15 protein-coding genes are annotated in these 17,718 nt (G+C 61.0%); 3 read left to right on the forward strand and 12 right to left on the reverse strand.

Annotated features, from left to right (window positions below):
- Nucleotides 1–9 precede the first annotated feature (9 nt).
- The 8 genes from ACIOUG_RS05480 to pcaR form a co-directional block, all read right to left on the reverse strand.
- The gene (locus ACIOUG_RS05480) at nucleotides 10–1,305 is read right to left on the reverse strand and encodes an MFS family transporter (RefSeq protein ID WP_003222414.1); all 1,296 of its coding nucleotides are present in this window, start codon (nucleotides 1,303–1,305) and stop codon (nucleotides 10–12) included.
- Between the two features lie 191 nt (nucleotides 1,306–1,496).
- Nucleotides 1,497–2,063, reverse strand: coding sequence for a protocatechuate 3,4-dioxygenase subunit alpha (gene pcaG, locus ACIOUG_RS05485; protein WP_003222412.1), 567 nt, complete (start codon nucleotides 2,061–2,063; stop codon nucleotides 1,497–1,499).
- Between the two features lies 1 nt (nucleotide 2,064).
- Nucleotides 2,065–2,769, reverse strand: coding sequence for a protocatechuate 3,4-dioxygenase subunit beta (gene pcaH, locus ACIOUG_RS05490; RefSeq protein WP_401063158.1), 705 nt, complete (start codon nucleotides 2,767–2,769; stop codon nucleotides 2,065–2,067).
- 36 nt (nucleotides 2,770–2,805) lie between these two features.
- The gene (gene pcaF, locus ACIOUG_RS05495) at nucleotides 2,806–4,011 is read right to left on the reverse strand and encodes a 3-oxoadipyl-CoA thiolase (protein ID WP_401063160.1); all 1,206 of its coding nucleotides are present in this window, start codon (nucleotides 4,009–4,011) and stop codon (nucleotides 2,806–2,808) included.
- Complete coding sequence (locus ACIOUG_RS05500; protein WP_338800997.1) at nucleotides 4,008–4,787, reverse strand: CoA-transferase subunit beta; 780 nt, start codon at nucleotides 4,785–4,787, stop codon at nucleotides 4,008–4,010. The genes pcaF and ACIOUG_RS05500 overlap by 4 nt, the downstream gene beginning before the upstream one ends.
- Nucleotides 4,787–5,644, reverse strand: a complete 858-nt coding sequence (locus tag ACIOUG_RS05505) for a CoA transferase subunit A (RefSeq protein WP_401063162.1) — start codon at nucleotides 5,642–5,644, stop codon at nucleotides 4,787–4,789. Before ACIOUG_RS05505 ends, ACIOUG_RS05500 begins: the two co-directional genes overlap by 1 nt.
- A 273-nt stretch (nucleotides 5,645–5,917) precedes the next feature.
- Entirely contained in the window at nucleotides 5,918–7,264 is a 1,347-nt protein-coding gene (locus ACIOUG_RS05510; protein ID WP_401063164.1) for an MFS transporter, read from the reverse strand.
- Between the two features lie 292 nt (nucleotides 7,265–7,556).
- A complete protein-coding gene (pcaR, locus tag ACIOUG_RS05515; RefSeq protein WP_401063167.1) occupies nucleotides 7,557–8,399 on the reverse strand; it encodes a pca regulon transcriptional regulator PcaR in 843 nt (280 codons plus the stop codon).
- Between the two features lie 648 nt (nucleotides 8,400–9,047).
- On the opposite strand from pcaR, the gene ACIOUG_RS05520 reads away from it, so the two are divergent.
- Both ACIOUG_RS05520 and ACIOUG_RS05525 read left to right on the forward strand, forming a co-directional pair.
- A complete protein-coding gene (locus tag ACIOUG_RS05520) occupies nucleotides 9,048–9,248 on the forward strand; it encodes a hypothetical protein (RefSeq protein ID WP_003222398.1) in 201 nt (66 codons plus the stop codon).
- Nucleotides 9,249–9,624: 376 nt separating this feature from the next.
- Nucleotides 9,625–11,100 carry an inorganic phosphate transporter gene (locus ACIOUG_RS05525; RefSeq protein ID WP_003222397.1) on the forward strand — a complete coding sequence of 492 codons (1,476 nt, stop codon included), beginning with the start codon at nucleotides 9,625–9,627 and terminating at the stop codon, nucleotides 11,098–11,100.
- 1,040 nt (nucleotides 11,101–12,140) lie between these two features.
- Here ACIOUG_RS05525 and ccoM read toward each other — a convergent pair.
- The 3 genes from ccoM to ACIOUG_RS05540 form a co-directional block, all read right to left on the reverse strand.
- Complete coding sequence (gene ccoM, locus ACIOUG_RS05530; RefSeq protein ID WP_003222396.1) at nucleotides 12,141–12,254, reverse strand: cytochrome c oxidase subunit CcoM; 114 nt, start codon at nucleotides 12,252–12,254, stop codon at nucleotides 12,141–12,143.
- Between the two features lie 149 nt (nucleotides 12,255–12,403).
- The gene (locus ACIOUG_RS05535) at nucleotides 12,404–12,565 is read right to left on the reverse strand and encodes a hypothetical protein (RefSeq protein WP_177327516.1); all 162 of its coding nucleotides are present in this window, start codon (nucleotides 12,563–12,565) and stop codon (nucleotides 12,404–12,406) included.
- Nucleotides 12,566–12,674: 109 nt separating this feature from the next.
- Entirely contained in the window at nucleotides 12,675–13,016 is a 342-nt protein-coding gene (locus tag ACIOUG_RS05540) for a hypothetical protein (RefSeq protein WP_003222394.1), read from the reverse strand.
- 254 nt (nucleotides 13,017–13,270) lie between these two features.
- Here ACIOUG_RS05540 and rapA point away from each other — a divergent pair, with 254 nt between their 5' ends.
- On the forward strand, nucleotides 13,271–16,117 hold the full coding sequence (gene rapA / locus ACIOUG_RS05545) for an RNA polymerase-associated protein RapA (protein WP_401063170.1): 2,847 nt from the start codon (nucleotides 13,271–13,273) through the stop codon (nucleotides 16,115–16,117).
- A 186-nt stretch (nucleotides 16,118–16,303) separates the two neighbouring features.
- On the opposite strand, the gene ACIOUG_RS05550 is transcribed toward rapA, so the two are convergent.
- A complete protein-coding gene (locus ACIOUG_RS05550) occupies nucleotides 16,304–17,653 on the reverse strand; it encodes a spinster family MFS transporter (RefSeq protein WP_401063172.1) in 1,350 nt (449 codons plus the stop codon).
- Nucleotides 17,654–17,718 lie beyond the last annotated feature (65 nt).

Consider the following 17,718-nt stretch of genomic DNA (forward strand, 5'->3'; position numbering starts at 1 on the left):
CACATCGGTTTACAGATCGTGGTGCAAGTACGCCGCCTGTTTCGGCAGGCGCAGGCTGAACAGGAACGCCACCGCCATCATCACCGTGACGTACCAATAGAAAGCGTTTTCCATGCCACCGGCCTTGAGGCTCAGGGCCACATATTCAGCCGAGCCGCCGAAGATCGCGTTGGCCACCGCGTAGGCCAGACCGACGCCAAGAGCGCGGACTTCCGGCGGGAACATTTCGGCTTTCACCAGGCCACTGATCGAGGTGTAGAAACTGACGATTGCCAGCGCCACGGTAATCAGCACAAAGGCCAGCACCGGGCTGCTGATGCTTTTCAGGCTCAACAGGATCGGCACGGTGAACAGCGTGCCGAGCGCGCCGAACCAGAGCATCGAATTACGCCGGCCGATCTTGTCGGCAAGCATGCCGAACAGCGGCTGCATGCACATATACAGGAACAGCGCGCCGGTCATGATATAGCTGGCGGTCTTGGCGTGCATGCCGGCGGTGTTCACCAGATACTTCTGCATATACGTGGTGAAGGTGTAGAAAATCAGCGAGCCACCGGCGGTGTAACCGAGCACGGTGATGAACGCGGCTTTGTGATCACGGAACAGCGCGCGGATGCTGCCGGCGTCCTTGTTCTCGCGCATTTCCTTGCTGGTGGTTTCTTTCAGCGAACGGCGCAGGAACAGCGAAATCACCGCCGCCACCGCACCGACCACAAACGGAATCCGCCAGCCGTAGGCTCGCAATTCGTCTTCACTGAGGAACTGCTGCAGGATCACCACCAGCAACACCGCCAGCAGTTGGCCTCCGATCAGGGTCACGTACTGGAACGAAGCGAAAAAGCCGCGTTGCCCTTTGAGCGCGACCTCACTCATGTAGGTCGCGGTGGTGCCGTACTCGCCACCCACCGACAGGCCTTGCAGCAGCCGCGCGAACAGCAACAGCAGCGGTGCCCAGACGCCGATGCTGGCGTAGGTCGGCAGGCAGGCGATGAGCAGCGAGCCGAAGCACATCATCAGCACCGAAATCATCATTGAGGTCTTGCGGCCCTTCTTGTCCGCCAGCCGCCCGAAGATCCAGCCGCCGATCGGGCGCATCAGGAACCCGGCAGCGAACACCCCGGCGGTGTTGACCAGTTGCACCGTGGGGTTGTCGGAGGGGAAAAACGCCGGGGCGAAATAGATCGCGCAGAAGGCATAGACATAGAAGTCGAACCATTCGACAAGGTTGCCGGACGAGGCACCGACAATGGCGAAGATCCGCTTGCTGCGCTCCTCGCCGGTGTAATGAGCGGTGGTAGTTGTCATTGTTTTTTACTCTGAAGGGACAGGTGAGAGTCTAGACACACTTCGCAACAGTCCCGTTCCACAGATACATCCAACACAGTTCCCTTGTAGGAGTGAGCCTGCTCGCGATTGCGGTTTGTCATTCAGCCCTTATTCGTCTGATCCACCGCTATCGCGAGCAGGCTCACTCCTACAAGGTTTTGGGGTGTACTTCAGTAATCGAAGAACACCGTCTCCGCCTCAGTGCCCTGCAAAATCACATTCCACTGATAAACCCCCGCCGCATCCGGCTTCGCCAGCAACGTCCCGCGGCGCTCGGCCGGCACACATTCCAGCAGCGGATCATTGACGTTCGCCGGGTCGCCTTCGAAGTAAATGCGTGTCAGCAAGTGCTTCACCAGCCCACGAGCAAACACCAGCACCACCAGGTGCGGCGCCTGGGTCGAGCCCTTCAGGCCTTCGACCGTGCCCGGTTTGATCGTGGTGAAACGGAAGCGCCCTTCGGCGTCCACCGGCACCCGGCCGAAACCTTCGAAATGCGGGTCCAGCGGTTTGTCCTGCTCGTCTTCCGGGTGCGCGTACTTGCCGGCGGCGTTGGCCTGCCAGACTTCGAGCATCGCGTCGTTGACCACATCGCCGTTGCCGTCAACGACTTGGCCGGTGATCGCCACGCGTTCGCCGAGGGTTTGTTCGACCGCGAGGTTTTCGCGATTCAGCCAGGTCAGGCCGATGTGGTAGTACGGCCCGACGGTGTGGGACGTGGTGGCAGTCAGCGTCATCTTATTTCTCCATCGGCGTGGCGTCGCGGCCGCGCAAGACGATGTCCCAGCGATAGCCGAGGGCGTAGGACGGAATGGTTTTTTCCAGATCGAAAGCGGCGATCAGACGTTCCTTGGCGGAGATGTCCGGCACGCAGTTGTAGATCGGGTCGTAGGCCAGCAGCGGGTCGCCGGGGAAGTACATCTGCGTCACCAGACGGGTGAGGATGCTCGGCCCGAACAGTGAGAAATGGATGTGCGCCGGGCGCCACGCGTTGTGGTGGTTGCCCCACGGATAGGCGCCGGGCTTGATGGTCTGAAACTGATACCAGCCGTCGGCGTCGGTCACGGTGCGGCCGGTGCCGGTGAAGTTCGGGTCCAGCGGCGCGTCGTGCAGGTCGCGTTTGTGGTTGTAGCGGCCGGCGGCGTTGGCCTGCCAGATCTCCACCAGAATCCCCGGCACCGGCAAACCGTTTTCGTCGAGCACACGGCCGTGAATGATGATGCGCTCACCCAACGGCTCGCCGTCGTGCTGGGCGGTCAGGTCGTTGTCCTGGTCGGCGACGCGTTCGGCACCGATGGTCGGGCCGGTGATCTCCGACAACGAATGCGGCAGGAACACCAACGGCTTGGACGGCGAGCGCAGGTTGGTGGATTGATACGTCGGGTGCAGGTACTCAGGCTGGGTGCCTTCCTGCGGACGACGGTAGCCAGGCTTGTCAGTCATTTCGCTTTCCTCAGTTCTTATTCGTGCAGCTGTGCGTCAGACGCGTTCGATGGCCAGGGCCAGACCCTGGCCGACGCCGACGCACATGGTCGCCAGACCTTGCTTGCCGCCGGTCTTTTCCAACTGATGCAACGCGGTCAGCACCAGTCGCGCGCCGCTCATGCCCAACGGGTGACCCAAGGCAATCGCGCCACCGTTCGGGTTGACCTGCGGCGCATCGTCGGCCAGACCCAGTTCACGCAGCACCGCCAGGCCTTGGCTGGCGAAGGCTTCGTTGAGTTCGATCACGTCGAAATCGCTGACCGCCACCCCAAGGCGCTCGATCAGTTTGCGCACCGCCGGTACCGGGCCGATGCCCATCACCCGTGGCGCAACCCCGGCACTGGCCATACCCAGCACTTTGGCGCGGGCAGTCAGGCCGTGTTTTTTCACCGCTTCCGCCGAAGCGAGAATCAGCGCAGCGGCACCGTCGTTGACGCCGGATGCGTTGCCGGCGGTGACAGTCTTGTCCGGGCCGTTGACCGGTTTGAGTTTGCTCAGGGCTTCAAGCGTGGTGTCGGCGCGTGGATGTTCGTCCTGGCTGACCACGGTTTCGCCCTTCTTGTGGGCGATCCGCACTTCGACGATTTCCTCGGCGAAGTAGCCCGCAGCCTGCGCGGCGGCGGTGCGTTGCTGGCTGCGCAGGGCGAACGCGTCCTGGTCGGCGCGCGACACGTTATAGTCATCGGCGACGTTATCGGCGGTCTGCGGCATCGCATCGACGCCGTACTGGGCTTTCATCAACGGGTTGATGAAACGCCAGCCGATGGTGGTGTCTTCCAGTTTCATGTTGCGCGAGAACGCTGCGTCGGCCTTGCCCATCACGAACGGCGCGCGGGACATCGACTCGACGCCGCCGGCAATCGCCAGCTCCATCTCGCCACTGGCAATGGCGCGGAACGCGGTGCCGATCGCGTCCATGCCCGAAGCACAGAGACGGTTGAGGGTCACACCCGGCACGCTGTCCGGCAGCCCCGCCAGCAGCAGCGCCATGCGCGCCACGTTACGGTTGTCTTCGCCGGCCTGGTTGGCGCAGCCGAGGAACACTTCGTCGATCGCGTTCCAGTCCACCGAGGGGTTGCGTTCCATCAGCGCCTTGATCGGCACGGCGGCCAGATCGTCGGCGCGCACCGCGGACAAGCCACCGCCGAAACGGCCGATGGGGGTGCGAATCGCATCGCAGATATACACGTCACGCATCATGCTTCTCCCGGTGCCTGGCCGTGGGCGGCGGCGGTGCGCGCTTCGAGATCGCGCAGCGCGGTCAGTTCGACCTCGGTCGGCGCAGCCGTGGTTTCAACATTGTCGGCAAAGCGGATCGCCCAACCGGTGGCGGCGACCACTTGCTCGCGGGTCACGCCCGGATGCAGAGCGGTGACCACGAATTCATGGGTGTCCGCTTCCGGCTCCATGATGCACAGGTCGGTGATGATCCCGACCGGACCGGCGCCCGGCAGGCCCAGACGCTTGCGCGAATCGCCGCCCTCGCCGTGACCGACCGAGGTAATGAAGTCGAGCTTGTCGACGAACGAACGCGCCGACTGCTTGAGAATGATCAGCACACTCTTCGCCGAACCGGCGATTTCCGGCGCGCCACCGGCACCCGGCAAGCGAACTTTCGGCGCGTGATAGTCACCGACCACGGTGGTGTTGATGTTGCCGAAACGGTCGACCTGCGCTGCGCCGAGAAAACCGACGTCGATGCGCCCGCCCTGCAGCCAGTAGCGAAAAATCTCACCGGTCGGGACGACGGTGTCGGCCGTCTCCGCCAGCTCACCATCACCGATCGACAGCGGCAGCACGCTTGGCTTGGCGCCAATCGGGCCGGATTCGTAGATCAGCACCACATCCGGCGACGAAGTCAGGCGCGCGAGGTTGGCGGCTTTCGACGGCAGGCCGATGCCGACGAAGCACACCGAGCCGTTCTTCAGGCGACGGGCCGCAGCGACGGTCATCATTTCATTGGTGGTGTAAGTCATTACTTGGCCTCCGAAGCAGCGGCCAACTTGTCCTGGAACTCGCTGAAGTCAGCGCAGCCATGGATGTATTCGTTGATCCACGCGGTAAACGTCTCACGGTCACGGGCGATCGGATCCCACGCCTGATAGAAACGATTGTCACGCTCGGTGTAACCGTGAGCGTAGGACGGATGCGCGCCGCCGGGTACGTGGCAGACCGCGCTCAAGGCCCAGGTCGGCAGCACGCAGGCGTTCATCGGGGCGTTGAGGTTGTCGACGATTTCCTCGACGGTGACGATGCAGCGCCTGGCCGCCAGTGCCGCTTCTTTCTGCACCCCGAGAATGCCCCACAGCAGCACGTTGCCTTGACGGTCGGCTTTCTGTGCGTGGATCACGGTCACGTCCGGACGCACCGATGGCACCGCCGCCAGCACTTCACCGGTGAACGGGCAGGTGACCGTTTTGATCAGCGGGTTGACCTTCGGCAGGTCGGAACCGGCGTAGGCTCGCAGCACCGCGAACGGCAGGCCGGAAGCGCCGGCGACGTAGGCGTTGGCCAGGTCGGCGTGGCTGTGTTCTTCGATTTCCAGCGCATGCGGCCATTGCTTCTCGACCGCGTCGCGCAGACGGTGCAGCGAACCCACACCCGGGTTGCCGCCCCAGGAAAAGATCAGCTTGCGTGCACAACCGGCACCGATCAGTTGGTCGTAGATCAGGTCAGGCGTCATCCGCACCAGGGTCAGATCTTTCTTGCCCTGACGAATGATTTCATGACCTGCCGCCGTAGGGATCAGGTGAGTGAAGCCTTCGAGCGCGACGGTGTCGCCGTCGTTGACGAATTGCTTCACCGCGTCGTGCAGCGAAAGGATCTCAGCCATGGAGCAGGCTCCCGTTTATGTAGTGAATCGCCAGTGAGAAAAAGGCGCGAGGTTCAGCGCCGGAGTCACTGCAGATTAAGCCGCTGAAAATTACCAAACAATCCGATAATCGACTGAGTGTTCGTTTATCGAACAGATTGTTACCACCCTATCAATAAGAACCAAAAGCTTCGCGAGCAAGCCCGCTCCCACATTTGAAATGTGTTTTCCCTGTGGGAGCGGGCTTGCTCGCGAAGGCGCCGGAACATGCAGCGAGGATCAAAATGACTCCACTCAGGTCGCATCCGCATGACTGACCATGCCTTTAATCACCACCGCCGTCGTCGCCAACGCCGCCGGAATCACCAGCGCCGTCAGCACCTGCTCGAAGTTCCAACCCAACCCCAGCAATGTCGCGCCCATCCACGCCCCGAGAATCGCGCCGAACCGGCCAATCCCGAGCATCCACGACACCCCGGTCGCCCGGCCCTGAGTCGGATAAAACCGCGCCGCCAATGAAGGCATCGCCGATTGCGCGCCGTTGACGCACATCCCCGCCACCAGCACCAGGGTCGCGAGCAAGGTGATGTTGCCCAGGCTCTGCCCCACCGCGTAGGCAAATATCCCGGCCAGCAGGTAGAACGTGCCGATGACCTTGTGCGGATTGAAGCGGTCCATCGCCCAGCCCACAGCGACCGCACTCAACACCCCGCCAAACTGGAACAACGCGCCAATGAACGCCGCCTGCTCCATGCTCGCGCCGCTGTCACGCATCAGGGTCGGCAGCCAACTGGTCAGCAGGTAAACGATGACCAGGCCCATGAAGTAGGTCAGCCACAGCAACAAGGTGCCGGCGCTGTAGGTGCCGGAGAAAATCACCGCGAACACGTTGCGCGCCTTGACGGTTTTCTGTTCCGGCACGCTGAAACTCGAGGCCTGCGCGACGGTGACCGGGTCGATCGGCGACAAGGTCTTGCGCACTTTGTCGGTGCCGCGATTACGCACCACCAGATAACGCGCCGATTCCGGCAGCCAGAACAACAGCACCACCGCGAGGATCAGCGGCAGAATCCCGCCGATCAGCAGCAGGCTGTGCCAGCCGAACGCCGGGATCAGCTTCGCCGAAATGAAGCCGCCACCGGCCATGCCGAGGTTGAAGCCGCAGAACATGCTGGTCACCAGCAAGGATTTCTTGCGCTCCGGGGTGTATTCCGAGAGCAGCGTGGTGGCGTTGGGCATGCCGGCGCCCAGACCGAGGCCGGTGAGAAAGCGCAGCACCAGCAGTTGCTCGACGTTAGTGCTGTAGGCCGAAGCCAGACTGAACGCGCCGAACAGCAACACCGCGCCGACCAGTACCACTTTGCGCCCGAAACGGTCAGCCAGCGGGCCGGAACCCAGTGCGCCGAACACCATGCCGATCAGCGCAGCACTCATCACCGGGCCGAGGCTGGCGCGGTCGATGCCCCAGTCCTGGGACAGCGCCGGCGCAATAAAACCCATCGCTGCGGTGTCGAGGCCATCGAGGAAGACAATCAGGAAACACAGGATCACCACGCGCCACTGATAGCGCGAGATCGGTTGGGCATTGATGAAGGTCTGCACGTCGAGGCAGTTACCTACAGCGGACTGAGGCTGGTTCATTATTTTTATCCACGCAAAAAACGCAGTCGAACGGCGGCCGGCCAAAGAGCGGCACGGACACAAGAATAGAAGGCTGGAATCAGCTGTTGCGGTGAACCCGGCAACACGGGCTGAAGCGGCGACAGTCGGGGAACGTGCGCATGGGGGTTGCCTCTTGTCATTATTATGGGAGTCGGCAGTCCGGGCTGAGACGTGTGCTCAGCGCCGGATGACGCTGCCGCGACATTAATGATCCGAGGCTTTTAGCGTCAATTCGATAAACGCAACACTGTGCGTTTATCGAACAGCTTCATCAGGCGAACAACTGGGCGCTGAGGTCGCGGCTGGCACTGAGCAGGCCTGGGAGGAAGCGCTGTTCCAGCTCGGTGCGACTGACGCGACCGGCGTGAGTACTGACGTTGAGCGCCGCCACCACCTGACCCGACGCGTCGTAGACCGGCACGGCAATCGAGCGCAGGCCTTGTTCGAGTTCCTGATCGACGATGCACCACCCCTGCTGTCGCACTTCCTGCAGGCATTCGAGCAGACTTTCCGCGGTGTGCAGCGTGCGGCTGGTCTTGGCCACCAGTTCGGCATGGTCGAGGTATTCGCCCAGCGAAGTGTCGTCCAGTGCTGCCAGGAGGATACGGCCCATCGACGTGCAATAGGCCGGCAGCCGCCCGCCCACCGACAGGTCCACCGAAATCAGCCGCTGTGTGGTCGCCGAACGGGCGATGTACAGAATGTCGTCGCCTTCGAGCGTGGCCATATTGCAGGCTTCGTGCAGTTGCTCGCTCATGCGGTCCAGATAAGGCTGGGCTGAAACCGCCAGCGGCGTCGAAGACAGATACGCGTGGCCGAGGGTCAGCACTTTGGGCAGCAACGAGTAAGTACGGCCATCGGTGGTGGCGTAACCCAGTTTGATCAAGGTGTGCAGGCAACGGCGCACGGCGGCGCGGGGAATTTCCGTGCGGTGGCTGATCTGGGCGATGGTCAGGTGCCGCTTGCGCTCCTGAAATGCCTGCACCACCGCCAGGCCACGGGCCAGCGAAGTCATGAAATCCGGATCGCCGGTCAGCGCCTGGATGCGCTTGGCGGGCGAAGCGACGATCGGCGGCGCCACGGAAGTGAAGGAGTTGCGCATTTGATCGTTCATTTGTTGTCCTTATGCGGCACGGATCAATGGCTATACAAGCGGCTCGCCGCGAGATGCACAAGGGTCGGCACGCCAAGATTGGGCGATTATCGAACCGCCGACCGATTATCGCAATCGCCAGCACGGGCCCCGCTCGACCTGCCGCAATGTTTTCTCAACTTTGTCGCGCCGCTGCAGCGATGCCCTTAGTTGTTCGACTTAATGACGCCAGAAACACAACACCATCGCGCTAAAGGTTGGCCACGACTGCAACTACCGATAAAAATTGTCAGTCACAAAACAATCACACATCCAGAACCGTTTTTAACTTGGCAAAGATAGTCATTCCCGAATCGACCGCTATAATGCACCTCAGTGGCGCCCCGCATTATTTCCCGGAGCCGCCGCCCGCCGAGGCGATGCCAATCGCCGACAGCCCCGGCCAGCGCTGACGCGCATGACTCATGCAACGCCAGCACTCGCTGAAACAGGAAACTGATGCTGCGTCAGTTTTAATCTGGTGCCGCAGCCGCCTGCAACATGGAAGTCTTGATCGCCCTGCCGATAACACCAATGCCCGTCCGGGTATTGGCAGTTGGTGGATCCGCTCAATTGATTCGTTGCAGTGCGTTTCACCAGACATTTATCTCAACTCAAACAGGTAGCACTGTGACGAAAGACGAACTGCGCGCGGAACTTGAGCGCCAGGAACAACGTTACAAGGAAGTTTACGGCGGGGAAGTCACCACCTACGCCGCTCAACCCGAACCGGAACGCAAGGCATGGCGTAAACGCCCCACTGTTCAGGATCAGGTTTTTCAGCAAGAACTGAAAAAGATGGAAGAAGAACTCAAAACCGAAGAGCCATGAACTGACGATTCCGAGTTTTTCGAGGGTCTGCGTCGCCACCGGCTAAAAGCACGGTGACCCGACGATGCCTTGCGCGCCCGCTACCCGCGGGCAGCGGCCCACCTCCCCCGTCCTGCACGGGAAAGGAGCGTGTCTGACTCGTTTCAGAGATATTTCACACAGGCGTTTGAGGCCCTCGCGCACTCGACAAAATGCCTGCTGTTTGAAGATTTTTCCAATCTAATCAAACAGTTGAAAAACCCTGCTGCACGCTAGGGCTTTGCACCTTGCAACAATTTAATTCGACATTGATTGCTACCGATGAGCAGGTAGGGGATCGAATTCCAGTCTTTTCTGGCATAATCGCGCCCCCTTATGACCGGGTCAGAAAACCTTCATGATCGATTTATTCAGCGGACTGGATGCTTGGGTGCTTGTGAGCCTCTTGCTCGCCCTGACGTTTGTCCTCGCCTTCGAGTTCATCAATGGATTTCATGACACCGCTAACGCGGTAGCCACTGTTATCTACACCAAAGCCATGCCGCCTCATCTGGCGGTGTTCTTCTCCGGTGTGTTCAACTTCCTCGGCGTGTTGCTGGGCGGCGTTGGCGTGGCGTATGCCATTGTTCACTTGCTGCCGGTGGAACTGCTGATCAATGTGAACACCGGCCATGGTTTGGCGATGGTGTTCTCGTTGCTCGCCGCGGCGATCACCTGGAACCTGGGCACCTGGTACTTCGGTATCCCGGCCTCCAGTTCCCACACCCTTATCGGCTCGATCCTCGGTGTCGGCCTGGCCAACGCCCTGATCAACAACATCCCGTTGGCCGACGGCGTGAACTGGCAGAAAGCGATCGACATCGGCGCCTCGCTGGTGTTTTCGCCAATGGCTGGCTTCCTGATCGCCGCGCTGATCCTGATCGGCCTGAAGTGGTGGCGCCCGCTGTCGAAGATGCACAAGACCCCGGAACAGCGCCGCAAGATCGACGACAAGAAGCACCCGCCGTTCTGGAACCGCCTGGTCCTGGTTATCTCGGCCATGGCCGTGAGCTTCGTGCACGGCTCCAACGATGGTCAGAAAGGCATCGGCCTGATCATGCTGGTATTGATCGGTATCGTGCCTGCGCAGTTCGTCCTCGACCTGAGCAGCACCACTTACCAGATCGAACGCACCCGCGACGCGACCCTGCACCTGAGCCAGTTCTACAAGCGCAATGCCGATTCCCTGGGCGAATTCCTGGCCCTGGGCAAAAGCGTTGAAGGCGACCTGCCGGAGAAATTCCGCTGCAACCCGCAGCAGACCGAACCGACCATCAACGCCCTGCTTGGCACCCTTAAAGGTGTAGCGGACTACCATTCGCTGTCCTCGGAAAGCCGCATCGAAGTCCGTCGTTACCTGCTGTGCCTGGACGACACCGCGAAGAAAGTCGGCAAGCTGCCGGGCTTGGAAGCGCGTGAAAAAGCTGACCTGGACAAACTGCGCAAAGACCTGACCACCACCACTGAATACGCCCCGTTCTGGGTGATTCTGGCGGTCGCACTGGCCCTCGGCCTGGGCACCATGGTCGGCTGGAAACGCGTGGTACTGACCATCGGCGAGAAGATCGGCAAGCAAGGCATGACCTATTCCCAAGGCATGTCGGCGCAGATCACTACCGCCAGTTTGATCGGTATGGCCAACATCTTCAGTCTGCCGGTATCGACCACTCACGTTCTGTCCTCGGGTGTGGCCGGCACCATGGTCGCCAACAAGAGCGGCCTGCAGGGCGGCACTGTTCGCACCATCCTGCTGGCGTGGGTGCTGACCCTGCCGGCGACTGTGGCGTTGTCGGCTGGGTTGTTCTGGTTGGCGTCGAAGGCTTTGGGTAGCTGATAGACTGCTTCAAGCTTTGATGAAAAGGCGCGATTCGAAAGGATCGCGCCTTTTTTGTTTTGGTTGTATTGGGGGCATATCCGTTTCTGTGGGTGTTGCCGCTGGCGGTTTCGCTCTTACAGCGAGTCACCTTTTCCAAACGCCGAAAAGGTAACCCAAAAGGCTTTGCCCCGGCGTACGGCACTTCGCTGGGGCTCAGTGTTCCCTCGCTACGGTGTCCATCAGGGGGCATCGCCTACGGTTTGCTTCGCTGCACCTCCTCTCGATGTATGCGGCTCCGCCGCATGGCGCTGCGCGCCTACCCCCTGATGGACACCTTCGCTCGGCCTGCCGAAGGGGCTGAAGATCAAAAACCAAAGCCAAAGCAGATCAAAAGATCACAGCCAGTTCCTACATGGGATTGGGTGTATTCAATATGAGATTGGTCGGGTGGCAGGCCGCCTTCGCGAGCAGGCTGGCTACTACAAGATCCAGATCAAAAGATCACAGCCTTCGGCAGTTCCTACATGGGATTGGGTGTATTCAGTATGAGATTGGTCGGCTGTCAGGCCGCCATCGCCAGCAGGCTGGCTCCTACAATTCAGAGAGCGTACCCCCCATGCGGCGAAGCCGCCCCACTCAACACAATGAGCGTTAGCTCGAGTACCGCTTTTGATTTTGATCTGAGGGCCCGTCGGCAGGCTGAGTGGAGGGGTTTATCCGGGGGTGGGAGCGTAGCGACCGTTTGGCGCAGCCAAACACAGCGAGAGGAGGTGCAGCGAAGCAAACCGTAGGCGCTGCCCCCCGGATGATCCCGGAGCGAAGGAACCCGAGCCTAGGCGAGGGCCGAACGTCAGGGCACAGACCTTTTGGTTACTTTTGGGGCGTTTGCCAAAAGTGACCCGCCGTAAGGGCGGAACCCTAATCAGCCACCCCGCAGAAACGGATATACACCCAGAACCCCAAGCACACGGCCGGCCCAAAAACCGCCAAGAACACAAAAAAAAAGGGCAACCGAAGTCGCCCAAAATGCCTTGCGTGCTCATCAAACCCGGAAAGACCTACTTCTTGCGCTTATTCGCATCCTTCCAGATAAAAAATCCAAACCCTGCAAAAAACAGAACCATGAGACCTACAGTAAGAACCCCGGCAAACACCACGTTATCGAAAAACATGACTGTGGCCTCCTGGCCCCTGCTTTGCTGCGATGGAGCTAAGTTAACCAATCACGCAGGCGCAGAAATTGACCAGGATCAAGTCCGGACAACACAGAAGGCAAAGGCGGGAAAATAACTGACCTGCATCAAAGGATGCAGGGGGGAGATCAACGCTTTTTCGGCTTGTTTTTCGACTTTTTCTTGGCTTTTCCCAGCGGCATTGCTTGCTCGAAGGCCTTGCGCACTTCGTTCAGGCGTTTCTCATTGAGGTCATGCACACGCTTGGCGCGTTCGGTGCTGAGGTCGATCAGTTTGTCGTCTTGGCTCATGGCGGGTGCATCACTTGAAAGAATCACAACTGCCGCATCAAAGGCAGGACTGCGCCAATCATGCAGCCTGACGCCAGCACTCCACAACAACCCGTGTAAATGTCCGGCCTTAAATCTCGATATCGACCCACAGGCCCTGACGCGGCTGATCTTCCATCAGCGGCACCACCGGCACGGTGTTATCGGCATTCAGCTCGGTACCGGGCACGGCCAGATGCTCTTCCGGGTCTTCGTCGGCTTCGCGACGGCGACGATCACGTTCCTGCTGGCGCCGCTGTTCTTCGCGCGCCAGTAGTCGATCCTCTTCCGGGTCACGTTTTTGCAGGTCGATTGTGCTTTCGTTGGAGCTTTCCTGCACCGGCACCACCGGAGGAATGTCCGGCCGCTGGCGAATCGGATCCTGCTGGGAAGTGATCGGCACAGCGCTCAGGGGGAGCATCGGTGGCAGCATATGAAGGGTCTCCTGTCAGCAGGCTATCGGCTGCGGCAAAGGCGCCTTGAGCCATCCGTCGCAAATCTGTGACGCACTTGGCACCTGTAGGAGCTGCCGCAGGCTGCGATCTTTAATGGAACACCGTAGAACGCAAGCGTTCCCGAAGATCAAAAGATCGCAGCCTTCGGCAGCTCCTACACTCGTAAACCTTTGGTCTGGAGGCCGGCATTCCGTTAAGATAGCCCGCTTTTTCAAGGTGGGAGTCAGGCAGCATGGCGCAGCAGTATCAACCGGGGCAACGCTGGATCAGTGACAGCGAAGCAGAGCTTGGTTTAGGCACCGTTCTGGCACAGGACGGCCGCTTGTTGACCGTGCTTTACCCGGCCACTGGCGAAACCCGCCAGTACGCGCTACGGAATGCGCCCCTCACCCGCGTGCGGTTCTCGCCGGGTGACACCATTACTCACTTCGAAGGCTGGAAGATGACCGTGCGCGAAGTCGACGACGTCGACGGGCTGATGGTCTATCACGGTCTGAACGGGCAGAACGAAGCCGTCACCCTGCCGGAAACCCAGCTGTCGAACTTCATTCAGTTCCGTCTGGCCAGCGACCGTCTGTTCGCCGGGCAGATCGACCCGCTGTCGTGGTTCTCCCTGCGCTACAACACTCTGGAACACACCAGCCGCCAGTTGCAGTCCTCGCTCTGGGGCCTGGGCGGCGTGCGTGCGCAACCGATCGCGCACCAACTGCACATCGCTCGCGAAGTCGCCGACCGCATCGCGCCACGGGTTCTGCTGGCCGACGAAGTGGGTCTGGGGAAAACCATCGAGGCCGGTTTGGTGATCCATCGCCAACTGCTCTCGGGCCGCGCCAACCGCGTGCTGATCCTGGTGCCGGAAAACCTGCAGCACCAGTGGCTGGTGGAAATGCGCCGCCGCTTCAACCTGCAGGTTGCGCTGTTCGACGAAGAACGCTTCATCGAAAGCGATGCCACCAACCCGTTCGAAGACACCCAGCTGGCATTGGTTGCCCTGGAGTGGCTGGTCGAAGACGAGAAGGCGCAGGACGCCTTGTTCGCCGCTGGCTGGGACCTGATGGTGGTCGACGAAGCCCACCACCTGGTATGGCACGAAGACAAGGCCAGCCCTGAGTATTCGCTGGTCGAACAACTGGCTGAAGTGATTCCCGGCGTGCTGCTGCTCACCGCGACCCCGGAACAGCTCGGTCAGGACAGCCACTTCGCCCGTCTGCGCCTGCTCGACCCGAACCGTTTCCATGACCTGGCTGCGTTCCGCGCCGAGAGCGAGAACTATCGCCCGGTGGCCGAAGCCGTTCAGGAACTGCTCGACAAGGGGCGCCTGTCGCCTGCTGCACACAAGACCATCCACGGTTTCCTCGGCAACGAAGGCGAAGCCCTGTTGACCGCGGTCAACGATGGCGATACCGAAGCCAGCGCCCGCCTGGTGCGCGAACTGCTCGACCGCCACGGCACCGGCCGCGTGCTGTTCCGTAACACCCGCGCCGCGGTGCAGGGTTTCCCGGAGCGCAAACTGCACCCGTACCCGCTGCCATGCCCGGACGAATACCTCGAACTGCCGCTGGGCGATCACGCCGAGCTGTACCCGGAAGTCAGCTTCCAGGCCCAGCCGGACGCCAGCGAAGAAGAGCGCTGGTGGAAATTCGACCCGCGTGTCGAGTGGCTGATCGATCAGCTGAAGATGCTCAAGCGCACCAAAGTGCTGGTGATCTGCGCCCACGCCGAAACCGCGATGGACCTGGAAGACGCGCTGCGCGTACGTTCCGGCATTCCGGCCACGGTGTTCCACGAAGGCATGAACATTCTCGAGCGTGACCGCGCCGCCGCCTACTTCGCCGACGAAGAGTTCGGCGCGCAGGTGCTGATCTGCTCGGAAATCGGCAGTGAGGGTCGCAACTTCCAGTTCGCCCACCACCTGGTGCTGTTCGATCTGCCGTCGCACCCGGACCTGCTCGAGCAGCGTATCGGGCGTCTCGACCGGATCGGCCAGAAGCACATCATCGAACTGCACGTGCCGTACCTGGAAACCAGTCCGCAAGAGCGCCTGTTCCAGTGGTACCACGAAGCGCTGAACGCGTTCCTCAACACCTGCCCGACCGGCAACGCCTTGCAGCATCAGTTCGGCCCGCGCCTGCTGCCGCTGCTTGAAGAAGCTGATGACGGCGAGTGGCAAGCGCTGATCGACGAAGCCCGCGCCGAGCGCGAGCGTCTGGAACAAGAGCTGCACACCGGTCGCGACCGTCTGCTGGAACTCAACTCCGGCGGTTCGGGCGAAGGCGATCAACTGGTCGAAGACATCCTTGAGCAAGACGACCAGTTCGCCCTGCCGATCTACATGGAAACCCTGTTCGACGCGTTCGGCATCGACAGCGAAGACCACTCGGAAAACGCCCTGATCCTCAAACCGAGCGAGAAGATGCTCGACGCCAGCTTCCCGCTGGGCGACGACGAAGGCGTGTCCATCACTTACGACCGCAACCAGGCGCTGTCGCGCGAAGACATGCAGTTCATCACCTGGGAACACCCGATGGTGCAAGGCGGCATGGACCTGGTGCTGTCCGGTTCGATGGGCAACACCGCCGTCGCACTGATCAAGAACAAGGCGCTGAAGCCAGGCACTGTGCTGCTGGAACTGCTCTACGTCAGCGAAGTGGTTGCCCCGCGCTCGCTGCAACTGGGCCGCTACCTGCCGCCGGCCGCCCTGCGCTGCCTGCTCGACGCCAACGGCAACGATCTGTCGGCCCGCGTCTCGTTCGAAACCTTGAACGATCAACTGGAAAGCGTGCCACGTGCCAGCGCCAACAAGTTCATCCAGGCCCAGCGCGATCAGCTGACGCCACGGATCAACGCTGGTGAAGACAAGATTGCCCCGCGTCACGCCGAACGCGTGGCCGAGGCCCGTCGTCGTCTGGCGGCCGATACCGAAGAAGAACTGGCGCGCCTGACCGCGTTGCAAGCGGTCAACCCGACCGTGCGCGACAGCGAACTGGATGCGTTGCGCAAGCAGCGTGAACTGGGTCTGGCGATGCTGGATAAAGCGGCGCTGCGTCTGGAAGCGATCCGGGTGTTGGTGGCGGGTTAAACCGCCCTGCTCTAGCGCTGAAAACAAGAAGGCCCGCAGTGATGCGGGCCTTCTTGTTTGTCTGGTATTTATCGGCTGATGCTGATGGCCCTATCGCTGGCAAGCCAGCTCCCACAGGGTTTGGAGTGTTTACAAATTATGCGTATGACTCGGTCACTGTGGGAGCTGGCTTGCCAGCGATAGCAATCATGCCGTCGCCACAGAAACATCAGGCTCAACCACTGCCACCAACCCCTCCTTCATCCGCTGCGCATCCCGGACAAAACACCGCGCCGCCAGAAACAGAAACACCATGGTGAAAAACAGCGCCACCGGAATCAGATACATCGCATCATGCAGGCCGACAGCCTTGAACGCCTCGGTCATCTGCTCAGCCCCCGCCGAAATCATCGCCGACTTGGCGAAGTGATCCGACAAACCGCCCACCACCACCGGCCCCAAGCCGCCGCCAAGAAGGTACAGCCCGGCAAAGAACAGCGCCATCGCCGTGGCCCGCAGGCGCGGCTCGACCACGTCCTGAATCGCCGTGTATACGCAGGTATAGAAGTTATAGGCAAACAGCCAGCCGACGCTGAACAGCGCGACGAACACCCCGATCTCGACACGCCCGACATACAGCGCCCACACCGTGCACACCGTTGAGACGATCAGGCTGAACCCGGCAAACAGTAGCCGTCCGTTGGCAACTCGCTGATGAATCTTGTCAGCGATCCAGCCGCCCAGGGTCAGCCCGATCAACCCGGTGATGCCGACAATCACCCCGGTCGCCACCGCCGCATCGTGCAGAGGCATCAGGAAATAGCGCTGCAGCATCGGCACCATGAACGAGTTGCAGGCATAGGTGGCAAAGTTGAAACACAGGCCCGCCAGCACCAGCCAGAGGAAGGTCGGTACCGCGAGCACCCGACGGATCGGCTTGTCGACCCTTTCCTGCGAGACCTGCACGGTTTCCGCCGCACCGCGCTTCGGTTCCTTGATGAAGAACATGAACACCGCAAGGATCAGCCCCGGCACTGCCGCGATAAAGAACGGCGCGCGCCAGCTGTCGAACGCCTTGACCATCGCGCCGATGGTGAAGAACGCCAGCAGCAGACCCAACGGCAGGCCGAGCATGAAAATGCCCATGGCCCGCGCCCGACGGTGCGCCGGGAACAGATCACCGATCAGCGAGTTGGCGGCCGGCGCGTAACTGGCCTCGCCAATGCCGATGCCCATGCGCACCAGCAGGAAACTCCAGAAACTGCCGACCAGACCGTTGACCGCCGTCAACGCACTCCAGGTCGCCAGGCCCCAGCCCATCAGTTTGCTGCGCGAACCGGTATCGGCCATGCGCCCCAACGGCAGGCCGGCGATCGCATAAACCAGGGTGAACGCGGTGCCGACGATCCCCAGTTGAAAGTCGCTGAGGTGCCATTCCATGCGGATCGGCTCGATGATGATCGCCGGAATGGTGCGGTCGAAGAAATTGAACAGGTTGGCAAGGAACAACAGGAACAGAATGCGCCAGGCATTCGCCGCTTGGGTCGAGTTCTGCATGGGTCCGTCTCTTTATTGTTATGAGGGCTTCACTGCCGACGCATCCGAGCCCGGAACCTGCAATC

Origin of the sequence: Pseudomonas sp. NPDC087803 (assembly GCF_044742995.1) — a bacterium.
Lineage (GTDB): Bacteria > Pseudomonadota > Gammaproteobacteria > Pseudomonadales > Pseudomonadaceae > Aquipseudomonas.

Bases quoted from the DNA above. Each gene is read 5' to 3' on its own strand.
- ACIOUG_RS05480 (WP_003222414.1), bottom strand. From the start codon at position 1,305: ATGACAACTACCACCGCTCATTACACCGGCGAGGAGCGCAGCAAGCGG.
- ACIOUG_RS05540 (WP_003222394.1), bottom strand. From the start codon at position 13,016: ATGCTGCCACCGATGCTCCCCCTGAGCGCTGTGCCGATCACTTCCCAG.
- pcaF (WP_401063160.1), bottom strand. From the start codon at position 4,011: ATGATGCGTGACGTGTATATCTGCGATGCGATTCGCACCCCCATCGGC.
- ACIOUG_RS05510 (WP_401063164.1), bottom strand. From the start codon at position 7,264: ATGAACCAGCCTCAGTCCGCTGTAGGTAACTGCCTCGACGTGCAGACC.
- ACIOUG_RS05550 (WP_401063172.1), bottom strand. From the start codon at position 17,653: ATGCAGAACTCGACCCAAGCGGCGAATGCCTGGCGCATTCTGTTCCTG.
- pcaR (WP_401063167.1), bottom strand. From the start codon at position 8,399: ATGAACGATCAAATGCGCAACTCCTTCACTTCCGTGGCGCCGCCGATC.
- ACIOUG_RS05505 (WP_401063162.1), bottom strand. From the start codon at position 5,644: ATGGCTGAGATCCTTTCGCTGCACGACGCGGTGAAGCAATTCGTCAAC.
- ccoM (WP_003222396.1), bottom strand. From the start codon at position 12,254: ATGTTTTTCGATAACGTGGTGTTTGCCGGGGTTCTTACTGTAGGTCTC.
- ACIOUG_RS05525 (WP_003222397.1), top strand. From the start codon at position 9,625: ATGATCGATTTATTCAGCGGACTGGATGCTTGGGTGCTTGTGAGCCTC.
- ACIOUG_RS05535 (WP_177327516.1), bottom strand. From the start codon at position 12,565: ATGAGCCAAGACGACAAACTGATCGACCTCAGCACCGAACGCGCCAAG.
- ACIOUG_RS05500 (WP_338800997.1), bottom strand. From the start codon at position 4,787: ATGACTTACACCACCAATGAAATGATGACCGTCGCTGCGGCCCGTCGC.
- pcaG (WP_003222412.1), bottom strand. From the start codon at position 2,063: ATGACGCTGACTGCCACCACGTCCCACACCGTCGGGCCGTACTACCAC.
- pcaH (WP_401063158.1), bottom strand. From the start codon at position 2,769: ATGACTGACAAGCCTGGCTACCGTCGTCCGCAGGAAGGCACCCAGCCT.
- rapA (WP_401063170.1), top strand. From the start codon at position 13,271: ATGGCGCAGCAGTATCAACCGGGGCAACGCTGGATCAGTGACAGCGAA.